Below are 17828 nucleotides of genomic sequence, written 5' to 3'. Positions count from 1 at the left end.
CTAGTTTGACTGACTACGCACATCGCTGTGCGATTTTATAAAAATGAATTAACAGGTACGTTTTGTCTTGTTTAGTTCTCAAAGATCATTCTGTTGCCTCTCAATGAAGCAGCTTTACTAATATAACATTCAGCTTATTTTTTGTCAACAACTTTTTTCGAATTGTTTTGAAGCTTCTTGTTTTGTCTGCTGTTCATCAGCGACGTTTAATAATATAACACCTGTATTTATTTATTGCAATAGTTTTTTCAAAAAAAATTCTATAAAACAAATAAACTATAATTCTCGTCATGTCATATTTATCATATAACTATTTTAAAAGAACATATACATCATGTAGTATGATCTTGTTGTTTTTTTCTTTTTCTTGTATAGTAGAAACGAATTAAATATTGATGACCACAAGGGGAGCATTAAAGCTGAGAGTGAGCGGTATCGTTCTGACCCTTTGAACCTGTTAGTTAACGCTGGCGTAGGGATGTGGCAAAGTCAAATGAATTGCAGATCGTAAAGCAGTGCGTGGAACTTTTCTCATCCTTCCGCGTGCTGCTTTTTTGTTGTCCTTTTGGATTGTCTATCAATGAAAGGGGATTTTTATGAATCAATCTAAGCAACTGGTTCGCCTTATTGAAATTGCAATTATGACTGCAGCTGCTGTTATTTTAGACATCGTCTCAGGAATGTTTCTTAGAATGCCTCAAGGAGGCTCGGTCTCTATCATGATGATTCCGATCTTTTTGATTTCGTTTCGGTGGGGTGTCAAAGCAGGCCTTACTACCGGCCTGCTGACAGGTCTGGTTCAAATAGCAATCGGAAACTTATTCGCACAACATCCTATACAGCTATTGTTAGATTACATTGTCGCGTTCGCAGCTATCGGAATAAGTGGATGTTTCGCTTCTTCTGTACGTAAAGCCGCTGTTTTAAAAACAAAAGGGAAGCTGATTGTTTCAGTAGTCAGCGCAGTATTTATCGGCAGTTTCCTGCGCTATGCCGCGCATGTCATTTCAGGGGCAGTGTTTTTCGGCAGCTATGCTCCAAAAGGAACGCCGGTATGGATTTATTCTTTAACTTATAATGCTACTTATATGGTTCCTTCATTCATCATCTGTGCAATTGTCCTTTGTTTATTATTTATGACTGCACCCCGTTTGCTCAAAACTGACAAAGCTTAACATGACACCCCCCAGCGCAGTTCGCTGGGGGTGTTTTTTGTTATCTATTAAGAACTGTTTTCAAAGCAGAAAGATCCGGCCAGCCAAACCCTACTTCTTTCAGCCTTTCTCCTGCGATTTCAAAGCTATCCTCCGCTACTCTTTCAGGTGAATAGGCCTGATAAAATGTAATTGAGGGGTTCTCCTGAATGACCCAAGCAAACATACTCGAAAAGCCATGATGAAGCAAAAACTCCGCTCCTTTTGCTAAGAGCGCTCTGCCTGCACCTTGCCGCTGATGCTCTTCTAAAAGGTAAATGGCGTATAGCTCGCCGTCATAGCCTTCTTGTTCAGAGCGAATAGGTCCAAATGAAGCAAAGCCGAATATTGAGCCTTTGTCATCGTGAGCCACAAATACACCTTTTAACGAGCGACTTTTCCATTTGTCTTTAAATTCCTTGTAGTTCAGACTGTTTAAGTATTCAGCCGGGACAATTCCTTGATATGTTGTCCTCCAGCTGTCTACATGCACTTTTGCAATGTCCTTTATATCCTCTAACTTTGCTTTTCGTACAGTTACCATCCACTGGTATCCTTTCCTTAGTCATTATTCTGGTTTTGGACCGTTTTTGCGTCTTTTATTTCATTTGTTAATTCGTTAATGCTTTGTTTTACGTTTCCTTTTCCTGAAAAGTTCTCGATCATTTCTTTTACGTCAATTCCCGACGATGCTTTTAAGCTTTCTTGCAGGCTTGACATTAAGTTCGTCGCATAGCTGGTTACTTTGTTGGCGCCGCTTGACTCACCGCTTCCTCCTGTATCAACAACGGTGATTTTATCAATATTTGAAAGAGGTGCCGCTGCTTGTTTCGCGTATTCCGGAAGCATTTTTACGATCATATCGAAAATCGCCGCCTGCCCGTACTGTTCAAAGGCAGCCGCAATTTTCTCTTTTGCTTCCGCTTCTGCCAGACCTTTTAGGCGGATAACCTCTGCTTCTGTTTCCCCTTTTGCTTTTTCAGCTTCTGCTTTTGCCAGCCCGTCAATTCTGACTTTTTCCGCCTCAGCCTTCGCCATTGCTTCTATACTGTATTTCTTGGCATCGGCTTCAGCGAGCTGTTTTGCTTTCTCAGCTGCTGCGGACTGCTCGACTGAATAACGATCTGCATCGGCTTTTTTCTTAACCTCAGAGTCATATTGACGTTCACGGCGAAGAATTTCTTTTTCTTCTAGTTCGATTTGTTTTTGGCGTTCGATAATTTTAACCTGCATTTCCTGCTCTGTGACTTGCTGGCGCGCCTTGGCAGTCTCTAAATCATATGCCTGGTCGGCATTCGCTTTTGCCGTATCTTGCTCTCTGCGATATTCAGCCATTTTGAGCTGATTGACTTTTTCAGCTTCAGCGATTTCCGTTGCCCGTTCTAGTTCTGATTTTTTTGCATCTTTATCGGCTTCTGCCCGCTTAATTCGGGTTTCTTTATCAGCCTCTGCTGTTGCGATATCAGCATCGCGTTTTACTTGGGCAATTCTCGGTTTTCCTAACGATTCAAGATAACCATTTTTATCACGCACATCTTTAATGGTAAAGGAGACAATCACAAGTCCCATTTTTGCGAGATCCTGTGAAGCGACACGCTGTACCTCCTGAGAGAATTTTTCTCTGTTTTTATAGATTTCTTCGACTGTCATTGAACCGAGAATGGAACGAAGGTGGCCTTCTAAAACCTCCCGCGCTTCCTGCTCACGGTCATCTTTTGACTTCCCTAAAAACTGTTCGGCTGCTGTAGCGATTTCTCCTATAGAACCGCCGATTTTAATTATCGCAGTTCCATCTGCCATTACAGGCACTCCTTGTTCTGTATAGACTTCAGGCGTCGATACATCAAGTTTGCTTGATAATAGGCTTAGCGGCTCTGCCTGCTGGAAGACGGGAAGGACAAAGGTTCCTCCGCCGCGGACGATTTTAAGACGGTTGCCGCCTTCATCGACATGAACATTTTTATTGCCCAGATAGCTCCCCGTTACGATTAATGCTTCATCAGGCCCTGCCGTACGATACTTTGTGATAAACACGGCAATAAGTGCAATTAATAAAAAGAATACAACTCCGATGACAATTATAATCGGCATTGTCATATCACATTCCTCCTTGTGTTTTAAATAGGTTCATGCGGAGTGACCGAAAGAACTCCGTTGTTAACATCTACGACCAAAACCGCTGTTCCGTAACTGATCCGCTCATTATTAAAGCTGACCGCTGACTTCGAGATGGTGCCGCCTATCCCTTCAATGACCACCTCACCAAACCCATCTACAGGAACAGCTGTAATTACTTTACCGACTCTTCCTCTTAGATCATCTTCTTTATAAACCAATGATTCTTCTGCGGATGATAATGGCACCAAGACAAAGATGTGAAGCAATACCACCAGCATGATCGAAAGGATGCAAGAGGAAAGCGCGATCAACAGGCTCGACAGGGGCAATATGAGCTCGCCTATATATCCGCCAGCTGAAAAACATGTAAAAAATGCGAGCACCAATGTCGGATTAAAAAACGGAATGCCTTCTGACAGCCCTGCAAATAAATCTCCGAAAAACAGAAATAACAGCGTAAGACTGCCCGCAATAATAAGCGTATAAAGATAAATCGTGTGTATAGGAACGCCAAGTAACTCCAACTTCCTCATCCTTTCTTCATCAATGCATTGATGAACGGCTGCCGTTACCATTTATACGAGATACAACGGGAAAGGTTTCAAAATTTTAAGATAAATAACCCATTTTGAAGTGCTTGATAAATGAAAATTGCTTATATATATGGTAATGTCATTTTAGGAGGAGATATGATGAGTATCTTTAATGAAGCCAGATTAGAAACGTGGAACGAAGTGAAAGGACTTTCTGACGAAAAGCTGAATCAAAAGCCCTCTGCTGACGAATGGAGCATACGGGAAGTGCTTGACCATTTGAGAAAAATCGATATGGCCGCACAAAACATGCTGAAGGAACGTGTAAAGGAAGCTCCTATTAAAGAAGTTGAAGAAAAACCGCTTGAGGTAGCACAGGACAGAAATAATAAACGGAAGGCTCCGAGTCACCTTGAGCCTGAGCATGATTTTATTTCAGGCAGCCAAATGAAACGCGAGCTTGATGTGGTAAGAGAGCAGCTGACAGCAGCAATTGCCTCTCTGAAAGAAGAAGATTTTGAGAGAGTGCTTCCTCATCCTGTATTTCAAGAGCTGACTGTCAGACAGTGGATCGATTTTATTGGACATCATGAAAAACGGCACCTCAGCCAGATTAAAGAAATTAAAGAAAAGGTAGAAAGGGCCTGATTTGATCAGACCCTTTCTGCTTTTCGTTTGACTTTCCTCTGATAGGAATGAACTTCTATTTCATCACCGGCGTAAACAGCACCAGGTCTCTCAACAATGCAGACAATCCCTCTTATGCCTAGAGCGTGACGGACGAAAGCTGGCGCCAGCTTCAGCTTGTCTGGATAATAAGACTGAATGACTTCTCCCGGCTGAATACACGGATCATTTTCTCCCTCACACAGCAAAGCGGCTCCGCTTGGAAAAATGAGCCGGCTTCCTTCTTTTAACGAAGTAAGATCAGGTATGCCACTGACTGCCACATTCGCCCCAAGCCATTCTGGCAAAATGCTCGGCACTCCCATTTTTAAAGCAATTTCATCACATTCCTCTATTGAAACGATAGAAATTTGTCTCCGGTTGAAAATTTCAGTCCCTCTTGAAAACATCGGTTCTCTGGCTCCCGCTTTTTTGGTCAGGCCAAAATGCAAGTCGCCGGGGATGCCGCCATAATCAAAATCAAGCTTGTCCATTTGCTTTGTTACGAAGCTTTCTGTATCTGCGATATATACGCCTTCCGCTTTTGCGGTCATACGCTTCCACATCAGCAGCACCTTCCTTCTTCTCTAAAATTTCCATCTATACTTCATTATCCAAAAAAATCCCGCTCTGTAAAGGAGCGGGACATGCCGTTATACCGTTTTAGGTGTAAGGTTAAAGCAGCGCTTGTAGATCCAATTGTATGCTTTTTCATTTAAATCTCTAGGGTTTCCGAAGGTTTGCGGATCTTTCATCGCTTCTTTTGACAAGCGTTCGATCATATCTGGAGATACTCCCTGCTCTTCTAAAGTTGGTACTTCTAAGTCCTCGACCAGGTCATACATCCAATTGACAGATGCTTTCGCAGCTTCTTCTGTTGTCATATTGCTTGTATCAATACCGAACGCTTTCGCAATACGCGCAAATTTCTCAGGGTACCCCTTCCAATTGTATTCCATGACAGGGCCCATCATCGCAGCCACACATTGACCGTGAGCGACTGGGATAATACCGCCAAGCGTTTGACTCATCGCATGAGCCGCGCCGGCTGATTCACTGCCGTAAGAAAGACCTGCAAGCATCGCAGCCTGTGCCATTCCGTATCTAGCTTCCAGATCCTCTCCGTCAGCAAATGCTCTTTTAATGTAATGAGCGGCATATTCAATCGCCATCAAGGCAACTGCATCCGTGATTGGCTGCGCAAATTTCATTGTATAGCACTCAATGGCATGAGCAAGTGCATCAATTCCTGTCATCGCTGTTACATGCGGAGGCATTGAAACATGAAGCTCAGGATCAATGATGGTCAGGTGCGCTGCGATCAGCGGACCGCCTGTGTTGAATTTGAATTCTCTTTCTTCATCTGTGATAACCGCCCATTGGGTTACTTCTGATCCTGTTCCAGCCGTTGTCGGAATTGTTGTCAGCGGAGGAATACGGTTTTCCAGCGGTTTTTTCCCATCTGCCGCTTCATAATCCAGTACGCTTCCTTCGTGAGTCGCTTCTACTCCGATTGCTTTTGCAGTATCCATGGAGCTTCCGCCTCCGACTGCCACCAAACCATTACAGTTCTCTTTTTTGTAAAGCTCAGACCCTTCATTCACCAGACGGACAGGCGGGTTTGGCTCTACTTTATTAAAGAGCACCACTTCAATGCCTGCTTCTTTAAGTGATTCGATAACCGGATCTACGACGCCGGCTTTATAAATTCCAGGGTCTGTGACAAGAAGTGCTTTTGAAACGCCCAGCGCAACTACTTCTTCACCCGTATTCTTGACGGCTCCGATTCCGTGCTTAATCACAGTTGGAATTTCAAATGTGTGGAATTTGTTCATGCTTTCTATTTTCATATTTAATGTCATCATTAACTCCCCCTCTTATGAATTGAACCATTTAACCGCTGCCGGTTTTGTATTGCGATACACATGTTTGACTTCGGTGTATTCCTCAAGACCTATTTTTCCAAGCTCGCGTCCGAACCCGGATTGCTTATAGCCGCCCCATGGCGCCTGCGCAAAGTACGGATGGAAATCGTTAATCCAAACTGTTCCCATTCTCAAGCAGGCTGCTACGCGTTCGCACTTTTCAATATCTTTTGACCACACCGCTCCGGCCAAACCATAGATGGTATCATTCGCAAGCGCGATAACCTCTTCTTCCGAGCTGAAGGTTTCGACTGTCAGGACAGGGCCGAAAACCTCTTCTTGAACGATTCTCATGTCAGATTTACAGTTTGAGAAAATAGTAGGTTCATAGAAAAAACCATTTTGCAGCGCAGGGTCTTCCGGACGTTTGCCTCCTGTCTCCAGCTTCGCGCCTTCTTCTATTCCGATCTCTACATATTTTTCTACTTTTGCCCTGTGCTCTGCAGAAATAAGCGGGCCGCTTTCTGTCTCTGCGTGAAAACCATTTCCGAGTTTTATGCGTTTTGCCCGTTTGACAAGCTCTGCTAAAAATTGATCGTGAATGGCATCTTCAACAAGCAAGCGGGAACCGGCTGAGCATACTTGCCCGGCGTGGAAAAATACAGCGTTTAATGCCTGATCGACCGCAACCTCTAAATCTGCGTCCTTGAACACAATATTTGGATTTTTTCCGCCAAGTTCAAGCGCAATTTTTTTGACGTTTCCGCTTGCTGCCCGCATGATTTTTTTGCCTGTTTCGATTCCCCCTGTAAAGGAAATCAAATCGACGTCTTTGTTTACGGCAAGTTCGTCGCCAACTGTTTCTCCCGGTCCAAGGACAAGATTTGCGACACCTTTTGGAACACCAGCTTCCTCCATCAGCTTAAAAACTTTGATTGTCGTCAGCGGTGTAATCTCACTCGGCTTCATGACGATCGTATTTCCTGCAGCCAGTGCAGGTGCGATTTTCCAGCTCGCTTGGAGGAGCGGATAATTCCACGGAGTAATCTGGCCGCATACCCCGATTGGCTCTCTGATGATTTTGCTTTGTGAATCAGGGATCGGAGATGAAATGATCTCTCCGCCATCTTTATCTGCCAATCCAGCATAATATTGAAAAACATTGGCGATATCGTCCATATCCGCCTTGCTTTCTTCGAGTGTTTTTCCCGTATCAAGCGATTCAAGCTCAGCCAGCTCATCAAGGTCGCGTCTGATTAATTCCGCAATTTTCAGAACAATTTTCCCGCGTTCAAGTCCGGATAGAGATGGCCATTCGCCTTTGTCAAATGCTCTTCGCGCGGCTGCGATTGCCTTGATGGCGTCCTCTCGCCCTCCTTCGCTTACAGTTGCAATTTCTTCTTGATTAAATGGATTGATAATGCTGCGGATCTGCTCTTTTTCGGCACTGATCCATTCTCCGTCAATATATAATGTTTGACTCATATAAGCCTCCTTGACGTAAATAAAGTTTGTTAAATAAAAATTTAATGTTTTTAACAATCTTAATCTAACATACGGATTTTAAACTGTCAAAGCCCCATTTCGATTTTTCTTTTTGACTTTTCTATATGTTTCGTTAAGATAAAGAACATAAAGAAATAACTTAACGAATTTAATTTTCTAATGGAAAAGAGGGTCAGTATGGATGAAAATCCAGAATTTGCAGCTATAGAACAGGCACGGGATCTTGTTATCGACTCCATTGCTGAAACGATGGATCTTTACGGAATTACCCGCAGTGTCGGGATTTTATATGGGACGATGTATATGAGGGATGAGATGACGCTTGACGAAATGCGTGAGGAATTGCAAATGAGCAAGCCAAGCATGAGCACAGGTGTCAAAAAACTTCAGGACTTAAATGTAGTGAAAAAAACATTTCACCGGGGCATCCGCAAGCATACGTTTGTGGCTGAAAAAGATTTCTTTAAATTTTTTACTAATTTCTTTCCGCCTAAATGGGAGCGGGAAGTTCAAGTGAATGTAGCAGCGATTGAGGAAGCTCAGGCTGATTTACAAGAGATTTTAAGCAAGGAAGGTCTCAGTGAGGACATCAAAAATGAAGCGCTGCAGTTATACGAGCAGCTGGAAAGCTCTAAAGCCTACTATGACTGGCTGAAGCGTCTTGCTGAATCGGTGCAGAGCGGGGAAATTTTCAAATTTATACCGATTGAAACAAAGTAAAACAGAAAACGCCTGGGAAACCGGGCGTTTTTTTGTTCTTTTATATGAAATTACTACAAATTTGAAAAATACGGGAAAAACACCCCATTTACTTCCAAAATATTTGATGGTAATTTTATGTAGGTAAAATTTGTATTTGGCCGTTCAGAGGAGGTGAAAAGCGGGCAGGCCTGTATATTTTATAACTTTTTAGGGGGAATTTTATTATGAAACGCAAATTATTATCTTCTCTGGCAATCGGTGCATTAAGTCTAGGTTTACTCGTTTCTGCTCCTTCAGCTTCTTTCGCGGCTGAATCTAAATCAACTTCCGCTCATACTGAGTCTACTATGAGAACACAGTCAACAGCTTCATTGTTTGCAACAATCACAGGGGCCAGCAAAACGGAATGGTCTTTCTCAGATATCGAGTTGACGTATCGTCCAAACACGCTTCTCAGCCTTGGCGTTATGGAATTTACATTGCCAAGCGGATTTACTGCAAATACGAAAGACACAATGAACGGACGTGCGTTGCGTGAAACACAGATCCTTAATAACGGGAAAACAGTAAGAATCCCTCTGGCACTTGATTTGTTAGGAGCTGGCGAATTCAAATTAAAACTGAATAACAAAACACTTCCTGCCGCTGGTACATATACTTTCCGTGCGGAGAATAAATCATTGAGCATCGGAAATAAATTTTACGCAGAAGCCAGCATTGACGTGGCTAAGCGCAGCACTCCTCCGACTCAGCCGTGCGGCTGCAACTAATCTCAAAAGACCGGTTAATGCCGGTCTTTTTTGTGTTTTGACCTCCCCTTTTTCCTCTATTTCCATTTTTCTTTTTTCTGGTTAAAAATTTAAATTGACAAACTCTAGAAACAGGAGTAAATTCTTGAGTGTTCAATTTCATACAGTCTCTTTTACCGCTTAATCAAACACGAACGGGGGAACCAACGATTGGCTGTTTTTTTAACAGCCTTGGGGTGAATCTTACTAAGTAAGAGGGGGTACTCTGAATCCCTAATCCGACAGCTAACCTCGTAGGCGTTTACAGAGAGGAGGTCTATTAGCGACCATTCTTCGAAATGGTCTTTTTTTGCTCAAAAACGTTAATTTTACTAAGGGAGTTATGAACATTGGGAAGAATAAAAAATAAGCAATTTGCCGTGATCGGACTGGGCCGGTTTGGCGGAAGCATTTGCAAAGAGCTGCACAGAATGGGCCATGAGGTCCTTGCAGTTGATATCAACGAAGAAAAGGTAAATGCATACGCTTCTTACGCAACTCATGCGGTAATTGCCAATGCCACCGAAGAAAACGAATTGCTTTCGTTAGGAATACGCAATTTTGAATATGTGATTGTTGCAATTGGAGCAAATATTCAAGCGAGCACCCTGACCACCCTATTATTAAAAGAGTTTGACATCCCAAATATTTGGGTAAAGGCTCAAAACCATTATCATCATAAGGTACTTGAAAAAATCGGTGCTGACCGCATTATTCATCCTGAAAAGGATATGGGCGTCAAGATCGCACAAAGCCTTTCTGACGAGAACGTTTTGAATTACATTGATTTATCTGATGATTACAGTATTGTCGAGCTGCTGGCAACACACAAGCTTGATTCAAAATCGATTATTGACCTGAATGTAAGAGCGAAGTACGGCTGTACAATCCTGGCGATTAAACATCATGGAGATATCCGTCTTTCTCCCGCACCTGAAGACATCATTCACGAACAGGATTGCCTGGTAATCATGGGGCATAAAAAGGATATTAAACGTTTTGAAAACGAAGGGATGTAGACATAGGTGACACTTCAAAAGGACAAAGTGATCAAATGGGTTCGTTTTACACCGCCTCAAGTGCTTGCAATTGGTTTTTTTCTTACCATTATCATCGGGGCTGTGCTGTTAAAGCTTCCGATTTCTACAATGAAGCCATTGTCATGGATAGATGCCCTTTTTACTGCAGCTTCCGCTACAACAGTTACAGGGCTTGCAGTTGTCGATACCGGTACAGAATTTACACTTTTCGGGCAAACTGTCATCATGGGGCTGATCCAGATCGGCGGGCTTGGATTTATGACTTTTGCTGTTTTGATCGTCATGATATTAGGGAAAAAAATCGGATTAAAAGAACGAATGCTGGTACAGGAAGCCTTAAACCAGCCGACAATTGGCGGCGTTATAGGCCTTGTCAAAGTCCTGTTTCTGTTTTCCATCAGTATTGAGTTGATAGCAGCACTCATCTTATCCATCAGGCTTGTCCCCCAGTATGGCTGGGCATTCGGCTTGTTTGCCAGTCTATTTCACGCAATCTCTGCTTTTAACAATGCCGGGTTTTCGTTGTGGCCGGATAATTTGATGAGCTACGTTGGCGACCCTACAGTTAACCTAGTGATTACTTTCTTATTTATTACAGGAGGGATTGGATTTACCGTTCTGTTTGACATTATGAAAAATCGGCGATTTAAAGCCTTTTCTCTACATACGAAAATCATGCTTACAGGAACCCTGATTCTGAATGCGGTCGCCATGCTTGTGATCTTTATTTTAGAGTACAGCAACCCCGGTACGCTCGGCCACCTGCATATAGGAGATAAACTATGGGCTTCCTATTTTCAGGCTGTGACGCCGAGAACCGCTGGCTTCAATTCTCTTGATATTGGGAGCATGAGAGAAGGAACGATTGTATTCATTTTATTATTAATGTTTATCGGAGCAGGCAGCGCTTCAACGGCGAGCGGCATTAAGCTGACTACGTTCATCGTGATTTTAATGTCTGTGATCGCATATTTGCGAGGTAAAAAAGAAACGGTTATTTTCCGCCGCTCCATCAAATATCCGATTATCATTAAAGCTTTAGCTGTGAGCGTCACCGGTTTGTTCATCGTGTTTTTAGGGATATTCGCCCTGACGATCACAGAACAAGCGCCGTTTATTCAAATTGTGTTTGAAACCTTTTCCGCATTCGGAACTGTCGGTCTATCGATGGGATTGACTCCTGAACTCACAGAAGCGGGAAAATGTATCATTATTGTCATCATGTTCATCGGAAGAATTGGCCCTTTGACGTTCGTGTTTTCATTTGCAAAAACAGAGAAATCAAATATTCGTTACCCTGACGGCGAGGTGTTTACGGGGTGATAACAAAAAAATCCGGCGATTTAGGCGCCGGATTTTTTTATGATTCGATATGAGATTGATTTTGTCTTTTTTCCTGTTCCGCGATGATTTCGTTATCCTCTGCGTTATCACGGGTCACTTTTTGTGTAAGAATCGCACCGACAGCTACAAGTATCATAACAGCGATGTAATAGCCTTTTTCATTGAGTTCCAGATTATCAGCATTATAGAGTCCGATACTAAACAAAAATACTCCCGCAAAAAAAGTGAAATAAGCTAATACTGTAAAGGCAACCGTGTTTCTCCGTCTATATTTCTGCACCTTTGTTCCCTCCTGAAAGCATAGTCAAAAAGTGATAACTTCCGTGGAATATTATACCTCAAATTCCCCTGAATGGAACAAAGAATTAAAAATACCAGGAAAAAGGGCTCAGGTTGCTTCCTTTATTTCAACAGCTGAATCATCAATCCAGCCGATGAGTTTATCATTGATTTGGAATTGGTACCATACAGACTGGCCTTGCTGCTTTTTAGATACAACCTTTATGTCTTTGCCGATGTAAGATTGGGCAGAGGTGAGCTTTATGGACCGATCATCAGTAGAAGGCTTGGACCATATGTCTTGGACGGCACTGTCTTTAATCGAGGCGTTTAAATCCACTGATTTAAGGGATGGATTTACCTCATCGTACTCATCTAAATCGTATTTTTCCACAATATTGCTGATTTTGTCAGCGTAGTCAGGGTCTGTAGCATATCCTGCTGTTTGCAAAGCTGTTGCCGCTTCCTTATAATCCTCAGCCTCAAGCACCGGTTTATACTTCTTTTTATTCCACGATGTGCCGCGGACAAACAATTGGGCGTGATCATCCATAGATTCAAAAAACGTGCTGTATTTTCGAAACTTCGCGCGAATGGTTTTTCTTTTCCCTTTTTCAAATTCGTCCGTTTCCATCGTGACATGATGGCCTTTATAATTTCCTTTTACACCAAAAAGGTTGTTGGCCTGAGCAGCAAGCTCGCTGTTCCCCCAGTCGGATTCGAGAATGGCCTGAGCGATCGTGATGCTGGGGAGGACATGATATTTCTCATACAAAATTTGTGCATGTCCGGACAGACTGTCTATAAATACCTGCCGTTCATCAATTTCTTCAGGCTCTTTGGATGTTTCAATCGGTTTTGATAACGTTGTCGCTAAAACAAACAGGGCGAGCGGAATCGATACAATGAAAAATAGTGAAAAGAAGAGTCTACGTTTTTTCAGTTTTTTACGGGCCATGAAAAACCTTCCTTTGGGTTAAAAGATTACGAATGTAAAAGAATCTACCTTTTAGAATTTTACTTGCACTTCTAATATTTTTCAATTCTTTAGGGATAAAGTTGTGAAAAGATCGCAAACAAAAAAACCTTTCCCTCAAGGAAAAGGTTTTGATCATGTATCTATTTTAGTAAATTTCTGAGTGCATTACGATATTCTGTATCATGTATCACTTTATGTGATTGGACAGCATCCTTTGGCAATCCTTGTGCTGAAACGGCCAGTTTTTCCGGAGCTGTTTTCGCTTTATCATGCGGTTTATGTGCCAGCTTGTGCCCCATACCTGTCGCGTTCATACAGAATGACAGGCAAACGAGCAGCACACTGAGGATAAAAGAAATGAAAAAGAGATCATGATAAGCAGTCATCATAGAATCCTGTATCGAACCGCTTTGTCTGGCAGCATCTTTTTTTGTGAAAAATCCGATGAGGATTGGAACTCCCATATAGACAAACAATCTTAAAAACTGAACAGCTGTCATTCTCTTGACCAAATCAGGCAGCGGTCCGCCCATAGCAGCTCCCATCAGCCCTGCGGCGACTGTCAGTCCCGTTCCAGCGGCAAGCATGATAAACAGCACTGCAAACATATAGAGAGACGATTGATCCTGCATATGCAACCATTGAAAATTCACAAATACGAGAATGAGAGCGCCTATAATACCGAGCACCCCGGGCCCGACTTTATCATAAAACAAAGCGCTCACAATGGCGGCGATCGCCACTCCGATTAAAAGAGTTAAGTTTAAAAGAATGAGATGCTCCTGAGAAATATCGTACATTTGACGGAGCAATCCTTGAAAAGCAGAAAGGCTGACAGCTACCGTTATCGTTCCTGCAGCTATGATGAATAAGCCGAGCACCGGTTTTGGCAGCAGCATCAGTTTAATAGAAATGAAGGGGTTTCTCACTTTATATTCGACAATCAATAGAACAAGGAGCAAACATAATGTAACCCCAAAGCCAGTCCATACATAACCTGATGAAAGTCCCCATTTTTGCAGAAAAATGAATGTAATCGCTGAGGCTCCAGCAAGACACACAGATAAAATGATTCCTGCACTATCTAGCGGCTGTTCTTGTTCTGCCGATCCATGATGCTCATCATGAAGAAAGAAATAGCTCACAGCGAGACCGATCAGTGACAGCGCCCCAAAGATGAAAAACAGCCATCTCCAGTGCCCGTAGCTTGTTGCAATCGTTCCTAGAATCGTGCCGATGATAACGGAGCCATAAAACCCCCCGATCAGTACCAGCAGCGCATAGTTTCTGCGGTCAGTCGGAAATGACAGAACAAGCATTGGAATCATAATCATCAGCATGACACCTGTAGCCGCTCCCTGTAAAAAGCGCCCTGCCGCCATCCACGTAATACCGCTGGAAAATGCGAAAAGCAGGGAGCCAAGTATAAAAACGGGTAATGAAGCCAGATAGATTGGACGGGCACCGAATTTTTTCCTCAGCAGCGGTCCTGCCGGCACTAATAAAGCAAAGGCCATATTGCCGATCAATATTGGATTCACCGATGTGAAGTCACTTGTTCCAACTGTCTTCTGAACAAGACCTTGAACTGACGACAATGCAGTGTTAGACATCAATCCCGGCCCGACCGCTAAAACGGCGAGCAAAGAAATCACCCAATAGTGTTTTGTCTTCATGTTGTCATTCCTTCCTATATGAATACATACGAAATACATCATTTTTTGAAAACAAAAGAAGCTAATAGATTTTGCATGCCATTAGCTTTCATTTAATACTCTCCCTATCTTAGGAAATGATATTATTTGATTATAATTATGTGAACAAATGAGCATATACTCAAACATTATTCCAAATCGATTATGTTTTGTCAATGGCGCAATTTCAAGCACAGAATAAAAGACTGAACAGCTTTTGCCCGATATCGTGTTTTGGATACCAGAGGGCTAGTACTTATACTTATTAGGTCCCTGCATGCTCCCTCAAGCATTTTAAGCCACGCCGTTTTTAACCCTTTCAAATCACTATTCCAACTAATAAACTCGAATAAATTGGTGATAAGACCACATGTTAGCCGCACAATTTTTTTGTGTTCACTGGGCGTTTGCCGCCTCTAAATTGTATATGGGTAAATACCATGAATTAATCTGCGAAATACCAATGCTAGTTAATTTTTAAATATTCCGGGAGGCAAAAACGAATGGAACTGTATGAGTGCATCCAAAACATTTTTAGTGGCTTGAAAAATCCATCGGTTAAAGATTTGGCAACTTCTTTAAAACAAATTCCAAACGCATCAACATTGAGTCAACCGTATATTAAGGAACCAGACCAGTACGCTTACGGGCGAAATGCAATCTTTAGAAACAACGAATTGGAAGTTATCGTTATTAATATTCCACCAAATAAAGAGACAGCAGTCCACGATCATGGCCACTCCATTGGTTGTGCAATGGTGCTAGAAGGAAAGCTTCTTAATTCAATTTATCACTCAATCGGCGAACACGCAGAACTCTCCCATTCATACCTTGTCAATGAAGGGGAATGCCTTATTTCAACAAAAGGGTTAATTCACAAAATGTCCAATCCTACGTCCGAACGAATGGTGTCTCTTCATGTCTACTCACCCCCTTTGGAAGCCATGACGGTCTTCGAGGAACAAAGGGGTGTATTGGAAAATTCATGATTTACATGTAAACTGCTTTATTTTGACTTTTGATCAACAAAAGGGTTCAACGAATGGCCTTTTTCTCACAAACAAAAAAACCCTTATAGAATAAGGGTTTAAAGGTATGGAGCCAAGGGGGCTCGAACCCCTGACCTCTACGCTGCCAGTGTGGAGATGTGTTTCTGATACGAACAGAAGTTTTATTTCTAAACCCTATTTTATAGGGTTTTCTTACATAAGTTTCTGATTAAAAATATTCTTTTTTGATTAAAAATGAGGATGTTGGTCCCCAATTCGTCCCCATCTGTCCCCAAAAGGCATTATAACATTCTTCTTTAACTAAACCAGACTTCAAATATAAGACCTGATATTCCATTATTTTCTCTGTTGATAAAAGAACGTTTGTTCGCATATAATTTGCTCAAGGAGATGATCGGAATGAATGAAGGAATTTACGATAAGAGATGGGAACAAAAATTCATATTGCCTGAGCAAAGGGATGCACTGTTAAATAGGAAGAGAGAAGTTCAAAAAATCAAAAAACCCATTCTCGATGAATACCAGCTGGAGGAAATGGCACGTACTATTTGCGAAGCCATGGAGTTTAATTCCGCTCTGGTCATCAGAGTATACAGAGACGGCTTTATAGAGAAAGTAACAGGACATGTTCATTACATAGATGAAATAAAGCAGAAGCTGCATGTGAAGGATTTAAAAGGTGATACAAATTTTATTGGATTTGATTCGTTGTTAACTATTATGACGTATGAGAAATAAAAATTGTTCGAATAAAGTAAGTGATAATTTAGTACAAAATCGACAGCATTTTTTGAAACAATAATACACTGCATAAATGAAACAATTTTCCCCTCGTTTTTGAGACATTTTTTGTGCGTTCTTATTGACGCATTTTTTATTACGTAGTAATATGTACTTAACAGAGCTCACACGCCTCTTGTTCACTTGAACAATGCGGACCACGGTGAGACTTTTTTATATTTAAGGATGGTAAAAAATGTCAGAGGTTATAACTCCTAAGGTGTTTAAAACTCATGCAGAACAACTCACAATACTTAAAGAACGCGGATTGCATGTTGAAGATGAAGACTTTGCTTTAGAAACGCTAAAAAAAATCAATTATTATCGGCTTACAGGTTACATGCTCACTTTAAAAAAAGATAACACTTTTGATAAAACAGCAACTTTTAATAAAGCTGTTAGAATACATGATTTTGATACAAAATTAAGAAGGCTCTTACTGGAGGCTACTGAATACATAGAAGTAACTTTTAGAGCTCAACTCGCTTATGAGTTTTCTCAAAAGTATGGTGGTTTAGGTTATAAAAAGTCAGAAAATTTCTTCTTTGAAGATCAACATCAACGTTTTATTGAGATTATTGAAAAAAAGATTAACCAAAGCCATGAATTATTTGTTATTCATCACAGGAACAAGTACGAAAACCAACTGCCATTATGGGCAGTTATTGAACTATTTACAATGGATGTTCTATCTAAATTCTATCAAAATATGAGAAATGAAGATAAAAAGGAAATCGCAAAAAAATTCTATGGAGTATCACAAGCACACCTTAGTAACTGGTTACATGCTTTAACCATCGTTAGAAATACATGTGCTCATTATTCAAGAGTTTATAATAAAAAATTCTCCTTCTCTATTAAATTATTTAAAAACGTCAAGATCAACAATGAGAGATTGATATCAGTTATTTATATTATTAAAAGATTACTCCCTGAAACTGAATGGCAAAGATTTATCAATTATTTTGTTTTGTTAATTGATGAATATTCTGATGTAATTGAATTACACCACTTAGGTTTCAAAGACAATTGGACAAGCATAATAAAATAACCCTTCTTGTACGGAAGGGTTATTCGTCATACGGCCGGTATTTCTTCCGGCCGGCTTCTAATTCTTTTTTAAGAGCTTGTACATGTCCAAGCAAAAACAACGCAACTGTCCCAACCTTTTTAACCGGCCTGAGCTTTCCGGAAGTCACAAGCGTGCTTAAACGTTGCCGAGTGACTCCAAGCAGCTCCCCCGCTTCCGCTGCAGTCAAAACTTCTTCCTGGATAAACTTAATTTTTTCGCTTTCTTTCATGTCGGCTTTCTCTCCACATCATAATGAATC

General features: G+C 41.5%; 19 protein-coding genes and 2 riboswitches. Of the genes, 9 read left to right on the top strand and 10 right to left on the bottom strand.

The annotated features are described in order from the left end of the window. The first annotated feature begins 394 nt into the window (after positions 1 to 394). Positions 395 to 496, top strand: a riboswitch (TPP riboswitch). Positions 497 to 596: 100 nt separating this feature from the next. Then, positions 597 to 1175 (top strand): energy-coupled thiamine transporter ThiT, encoded by a 579-nt coding sequence (gene thiT / locus AC4CV5_RS20435; RefSeq protein ID WP_166849240.1) that lies wholly within the window; start codon positions 597 to 599, stop codon positions 1173 to 1175. A gap of 40 nt (positions 1176 to 1215) precedes the next feature. Here thiT and AC4CV5_RS20430 read toward each other — a convergent pair whose 3' ends face one another. The 3 genes from AC4CV5_RS20430 to AC4CV5_RS20420 are packed head-to-tail and all read right to left on the bottom strand — an operon-like array spanning position 1216 to position 3835. Continuing rightward, complete coding sequence (locus tag AC4CV5_RS20430) at positions 1216 to 1737, bottom strand: GNAT family N-acetyltransferase (RefSeq protein ID WP_490923753.1); 522 nt, start codon at positions 1735 to 1737, stop codon at positions 1216 to 1218. Positions 1738 to 1754: 17 nt separating this feature from the next. Continuing rightward, positions 1755 to 3290 (bottom strand): flotillin lipid rafts scaffold protein FloT, encoded by a 1536-nt coding sequence (floT, locus tag AC4CV5_RS20425; RefSeq protein WP_222141917.1) that lies wholly within the window; start codon positions 3288 to 3290, stop codon positions 1755 to 1757. A 20-nt stretch (positions 3291 to 3310) separates the two neighbouring features. Continuing rightward, on the bottom strand, positions 3311 to 3835 hold the full coding sequence (locus AC4CV5_RS20420; RefSeq protein WP_490923752.1) for an NfeD family protein: 525 nt from the start codon (positions 3833 to 3835) through the stop codon (positions 3311 to 3313). 168 nt (positions 3836 to 4003) lie between these two features. Here AC4CV5_RS20420 and AC4CV5_RS20415 point away from each other — a divergent pair, with 168 nt between their 5' ends. After that, positions 4004 to 4492, top strand: a complete 489-nt coding sequence (locus AC4CV5_RS20415) for a DinB family protein (RefSeq protein WP_326221940.1) — start codon at positions 4004 to 4006, stop codon at positions 4490 to 4492. Between the two features lie 5 nt (positions 4493 to 4497). Here the strand turns inward: AC4CV5_RS20415 and AC4CV5_RS20410 are convergent, their stop codons facing one another. From AC4CV5_RS20410 to betB, 3 genes are all read right to left on the bottom strand, one after another. Further along, complete coding sequence (locus AC4CV5_RS20410; RefSeq protein ID WP_166849228.1) at positions 4498 to 5076, bottom strand: MOSC domain-containing protein; 579 nt, start codon at positions 5074 to 5076, stop codon at positions 4498 to 4500. 87 nt (positions 5077 to 5163) lie between these two features. Continuing rightward, on the bottom strand, positions 5164 to 6372 hold the full coding sequence (gene gbsB / locus AC4CV5_RS20405) for a choline dehydrogenase (protein WP_490923750.1): 1209 nt from the start codon (positions 6370 to 6372) through the stop codon (positions 5164 to 5166). Between the two features lie 15 nt (positions 6373 to 6387). Continuing rightward, complete coding sequence (gene betB, locus AC4CV5_RS20400) at positions 6388 to 7860, bottom strand: betaine-aldehyde dehydrogenase (RefSeq protein ID WP_326221944.1); 1473 nt, start codon at positions 7858 to 7860, stop codon at positions 6388 to 6390. A gap of 198 nt (positions 7861 to 8058) precedes the next feature. Here betB and gbsR point away from each other — a divergent pair, with 198 nt between their 5' ends. The 4 genes from gbsR to ktrB all read left to right on the top strand — a co-directional run bounded on the left by gbsR (position 8059) and on the right by ktrB (position 11734). Then, a complete protein-coding gene (gene gbsR, locus AC4CV5_RS20395) occupies positions 8059 to 8601 on the top strand; it encodes a transcriptional regulator GbsR (protein ID WP_248602129.1) in 543 nt (180 codons plus the stop codon). Between the two features lie 206 nt (positions 8602 to 8807). Further along, positions 8808 to 9353, top strand: coding sequence for a biofilm surface layer hydrophobin BslA (bslA, locus tag AC4CV5_RS20390; protein WP_166849219.1), 546 nt, complete (start codon positions 8808 to 8810; stop codon positions 9351 to 9353). Positions 9354 to 9499: 146 nt separating this feature from the next. Beyond that, positions 9500 to 9648: riboswitch (cyclic di-AMP (ydaO/yuaA leader) on the top strand. A 73-nt stretch (positions 9649 to 9721) separates the two neighbouring features. After that, the gene (gene ktrA, locus AC4CV5_RS20385) at positions 9722 to 10390 is read left to right on the top strand and encodes a potassium uptake protein KtrA (protein ID WP_326221947.1); all 669 of its coding nucleotides are present in this window, start codon (positions 9722 to 9724) and stop codon (positions 10388 to 10390) included. Between the two features lie 6 nt (positions 10391 to 10396). Beyond that, the gene (gene ktrB / locus AC4CV5_RS20380; RefSeq protein ID WP_490923748.1) at positions 10397 to 11734 is read left to right on the top strand and encodes a Ktr system potassium transporter KtrB; all 1338 of its coding nucleotides are present in this window, start codon (positions 10397 to 10399) and stop codon (positions 11732 to 11734) included. A gap of 37 nt (positions 11735 to 11771) precedes the next feature. Here the strand turns inward: ktrB and AC4CV5_RS20375 are convergent, their stop codons facing one another. From AC4CV5_RS20375 to AC4CV5_RS20365, 3 genes are all read right to left on the bottom strand, one after another. Next, positions 11772 to 12035, bottom strand: coding sequence for a YiaA/YiaB family inner membrane protein (locus AC4CV5_RS20375; protein WP_003222348.1), 264 nt, complete (start codon positions 12033 to 12035; stop codon positions 11772 to 11774). Positions 12036 to 12143: 108 nt separating this feature from the next. Beyond that, on the bottom strand, positions 12144 to 12992 hold the full coding sequence (locus AC4CV5_RS20370) for a glucosaminidase domain-containing protein (RefSeq protein WP_490923745.1): 849 nt from the start codon (positions 12990 to 12992) through the stop codon (positions 12144 to 12146). Between the two features lie 161 nt (positions 12993 to 13153). After that, positions 13154 to 14689, bottom strand: a complete 1536-nt coding sequence (locus AC4CV5_RS20365; RefSeq protein ID WP_490923744.1) for an MFS transporter — start codon at positions 14687 to 14689, stop codon at positions 13154 to 13156. A 521-nt stretch (positions 14690 to 15210) separates the two neighbouring features. On the opposite strand from AC4CV5_RS20365, the gene cdoA reads away from it, so the two are divergent. The 3 genes from cdoA (at position 15211) to AC4CV5_RS20350 (ending at position 17548) form a co-directional block, all read left to right on the top strand. Then, on the top strand, positions 15211 to 15696 hold the full coding sequence (cdoA, locus tag AC4CV5_RS20360) for a cysteine dioxygenase (protein WP_490923743.1): 486 nt from the start codon (positions 15211 to 15213) through the stop codon (positions 15694 to 15696). A gap of 420 nt (positions 15697 to 16116) precedes the next feature. Continuing rightward, positions 16117 to 16455: a YolD-like family protein gene (locus AC4CV5_RS20355; RefSeq protein WP_490923742.1), complete on the top strand. Its 339-nt coding sequence runs from the start codon at positions 16117 to 16119 to the stop codon at positions 16453 to 16455. Positions 16456 to 16693: 238 nt separating this feature from the next. Next, positions 16694 to 17548, top strand: coding sequence for an Abi family protein (locus tag AC4CV5_RS20350; protein ID WP_490923740.1), 855 nt, complete (start codon positions 16694 to 16696; stop codon positions 17546 to 17548). A gap of 19 nt (positions 17549 to 17567) precedes the next feature. Here the strand turns inward: AC4CV5_RS20350 and AC4CV5_RS20345 are convergent, their stop codons facing one another. Beyond that, a complete protein-coding gene (locus AC4CV5_RS20345; RefSeq protein WP_490923739.1) occupies positions 17568 to 17798 on the bottom strand; it encodes a helix-turn-helix domain-containing protein in 231 nt (76 codons plus the stop codon). Between the last annotated feature and the right edge of the window lie 30 nt (positions 17799 to 17828).

It is taken from the genome of Bacillus sp. NS1 (assembly GCF_058248265.1).
The sequence above is the reverse complement of the archived record's forward strand: the minus strand, read 5'-3'. Positions and strand labels throughout refer to the sequence as shown.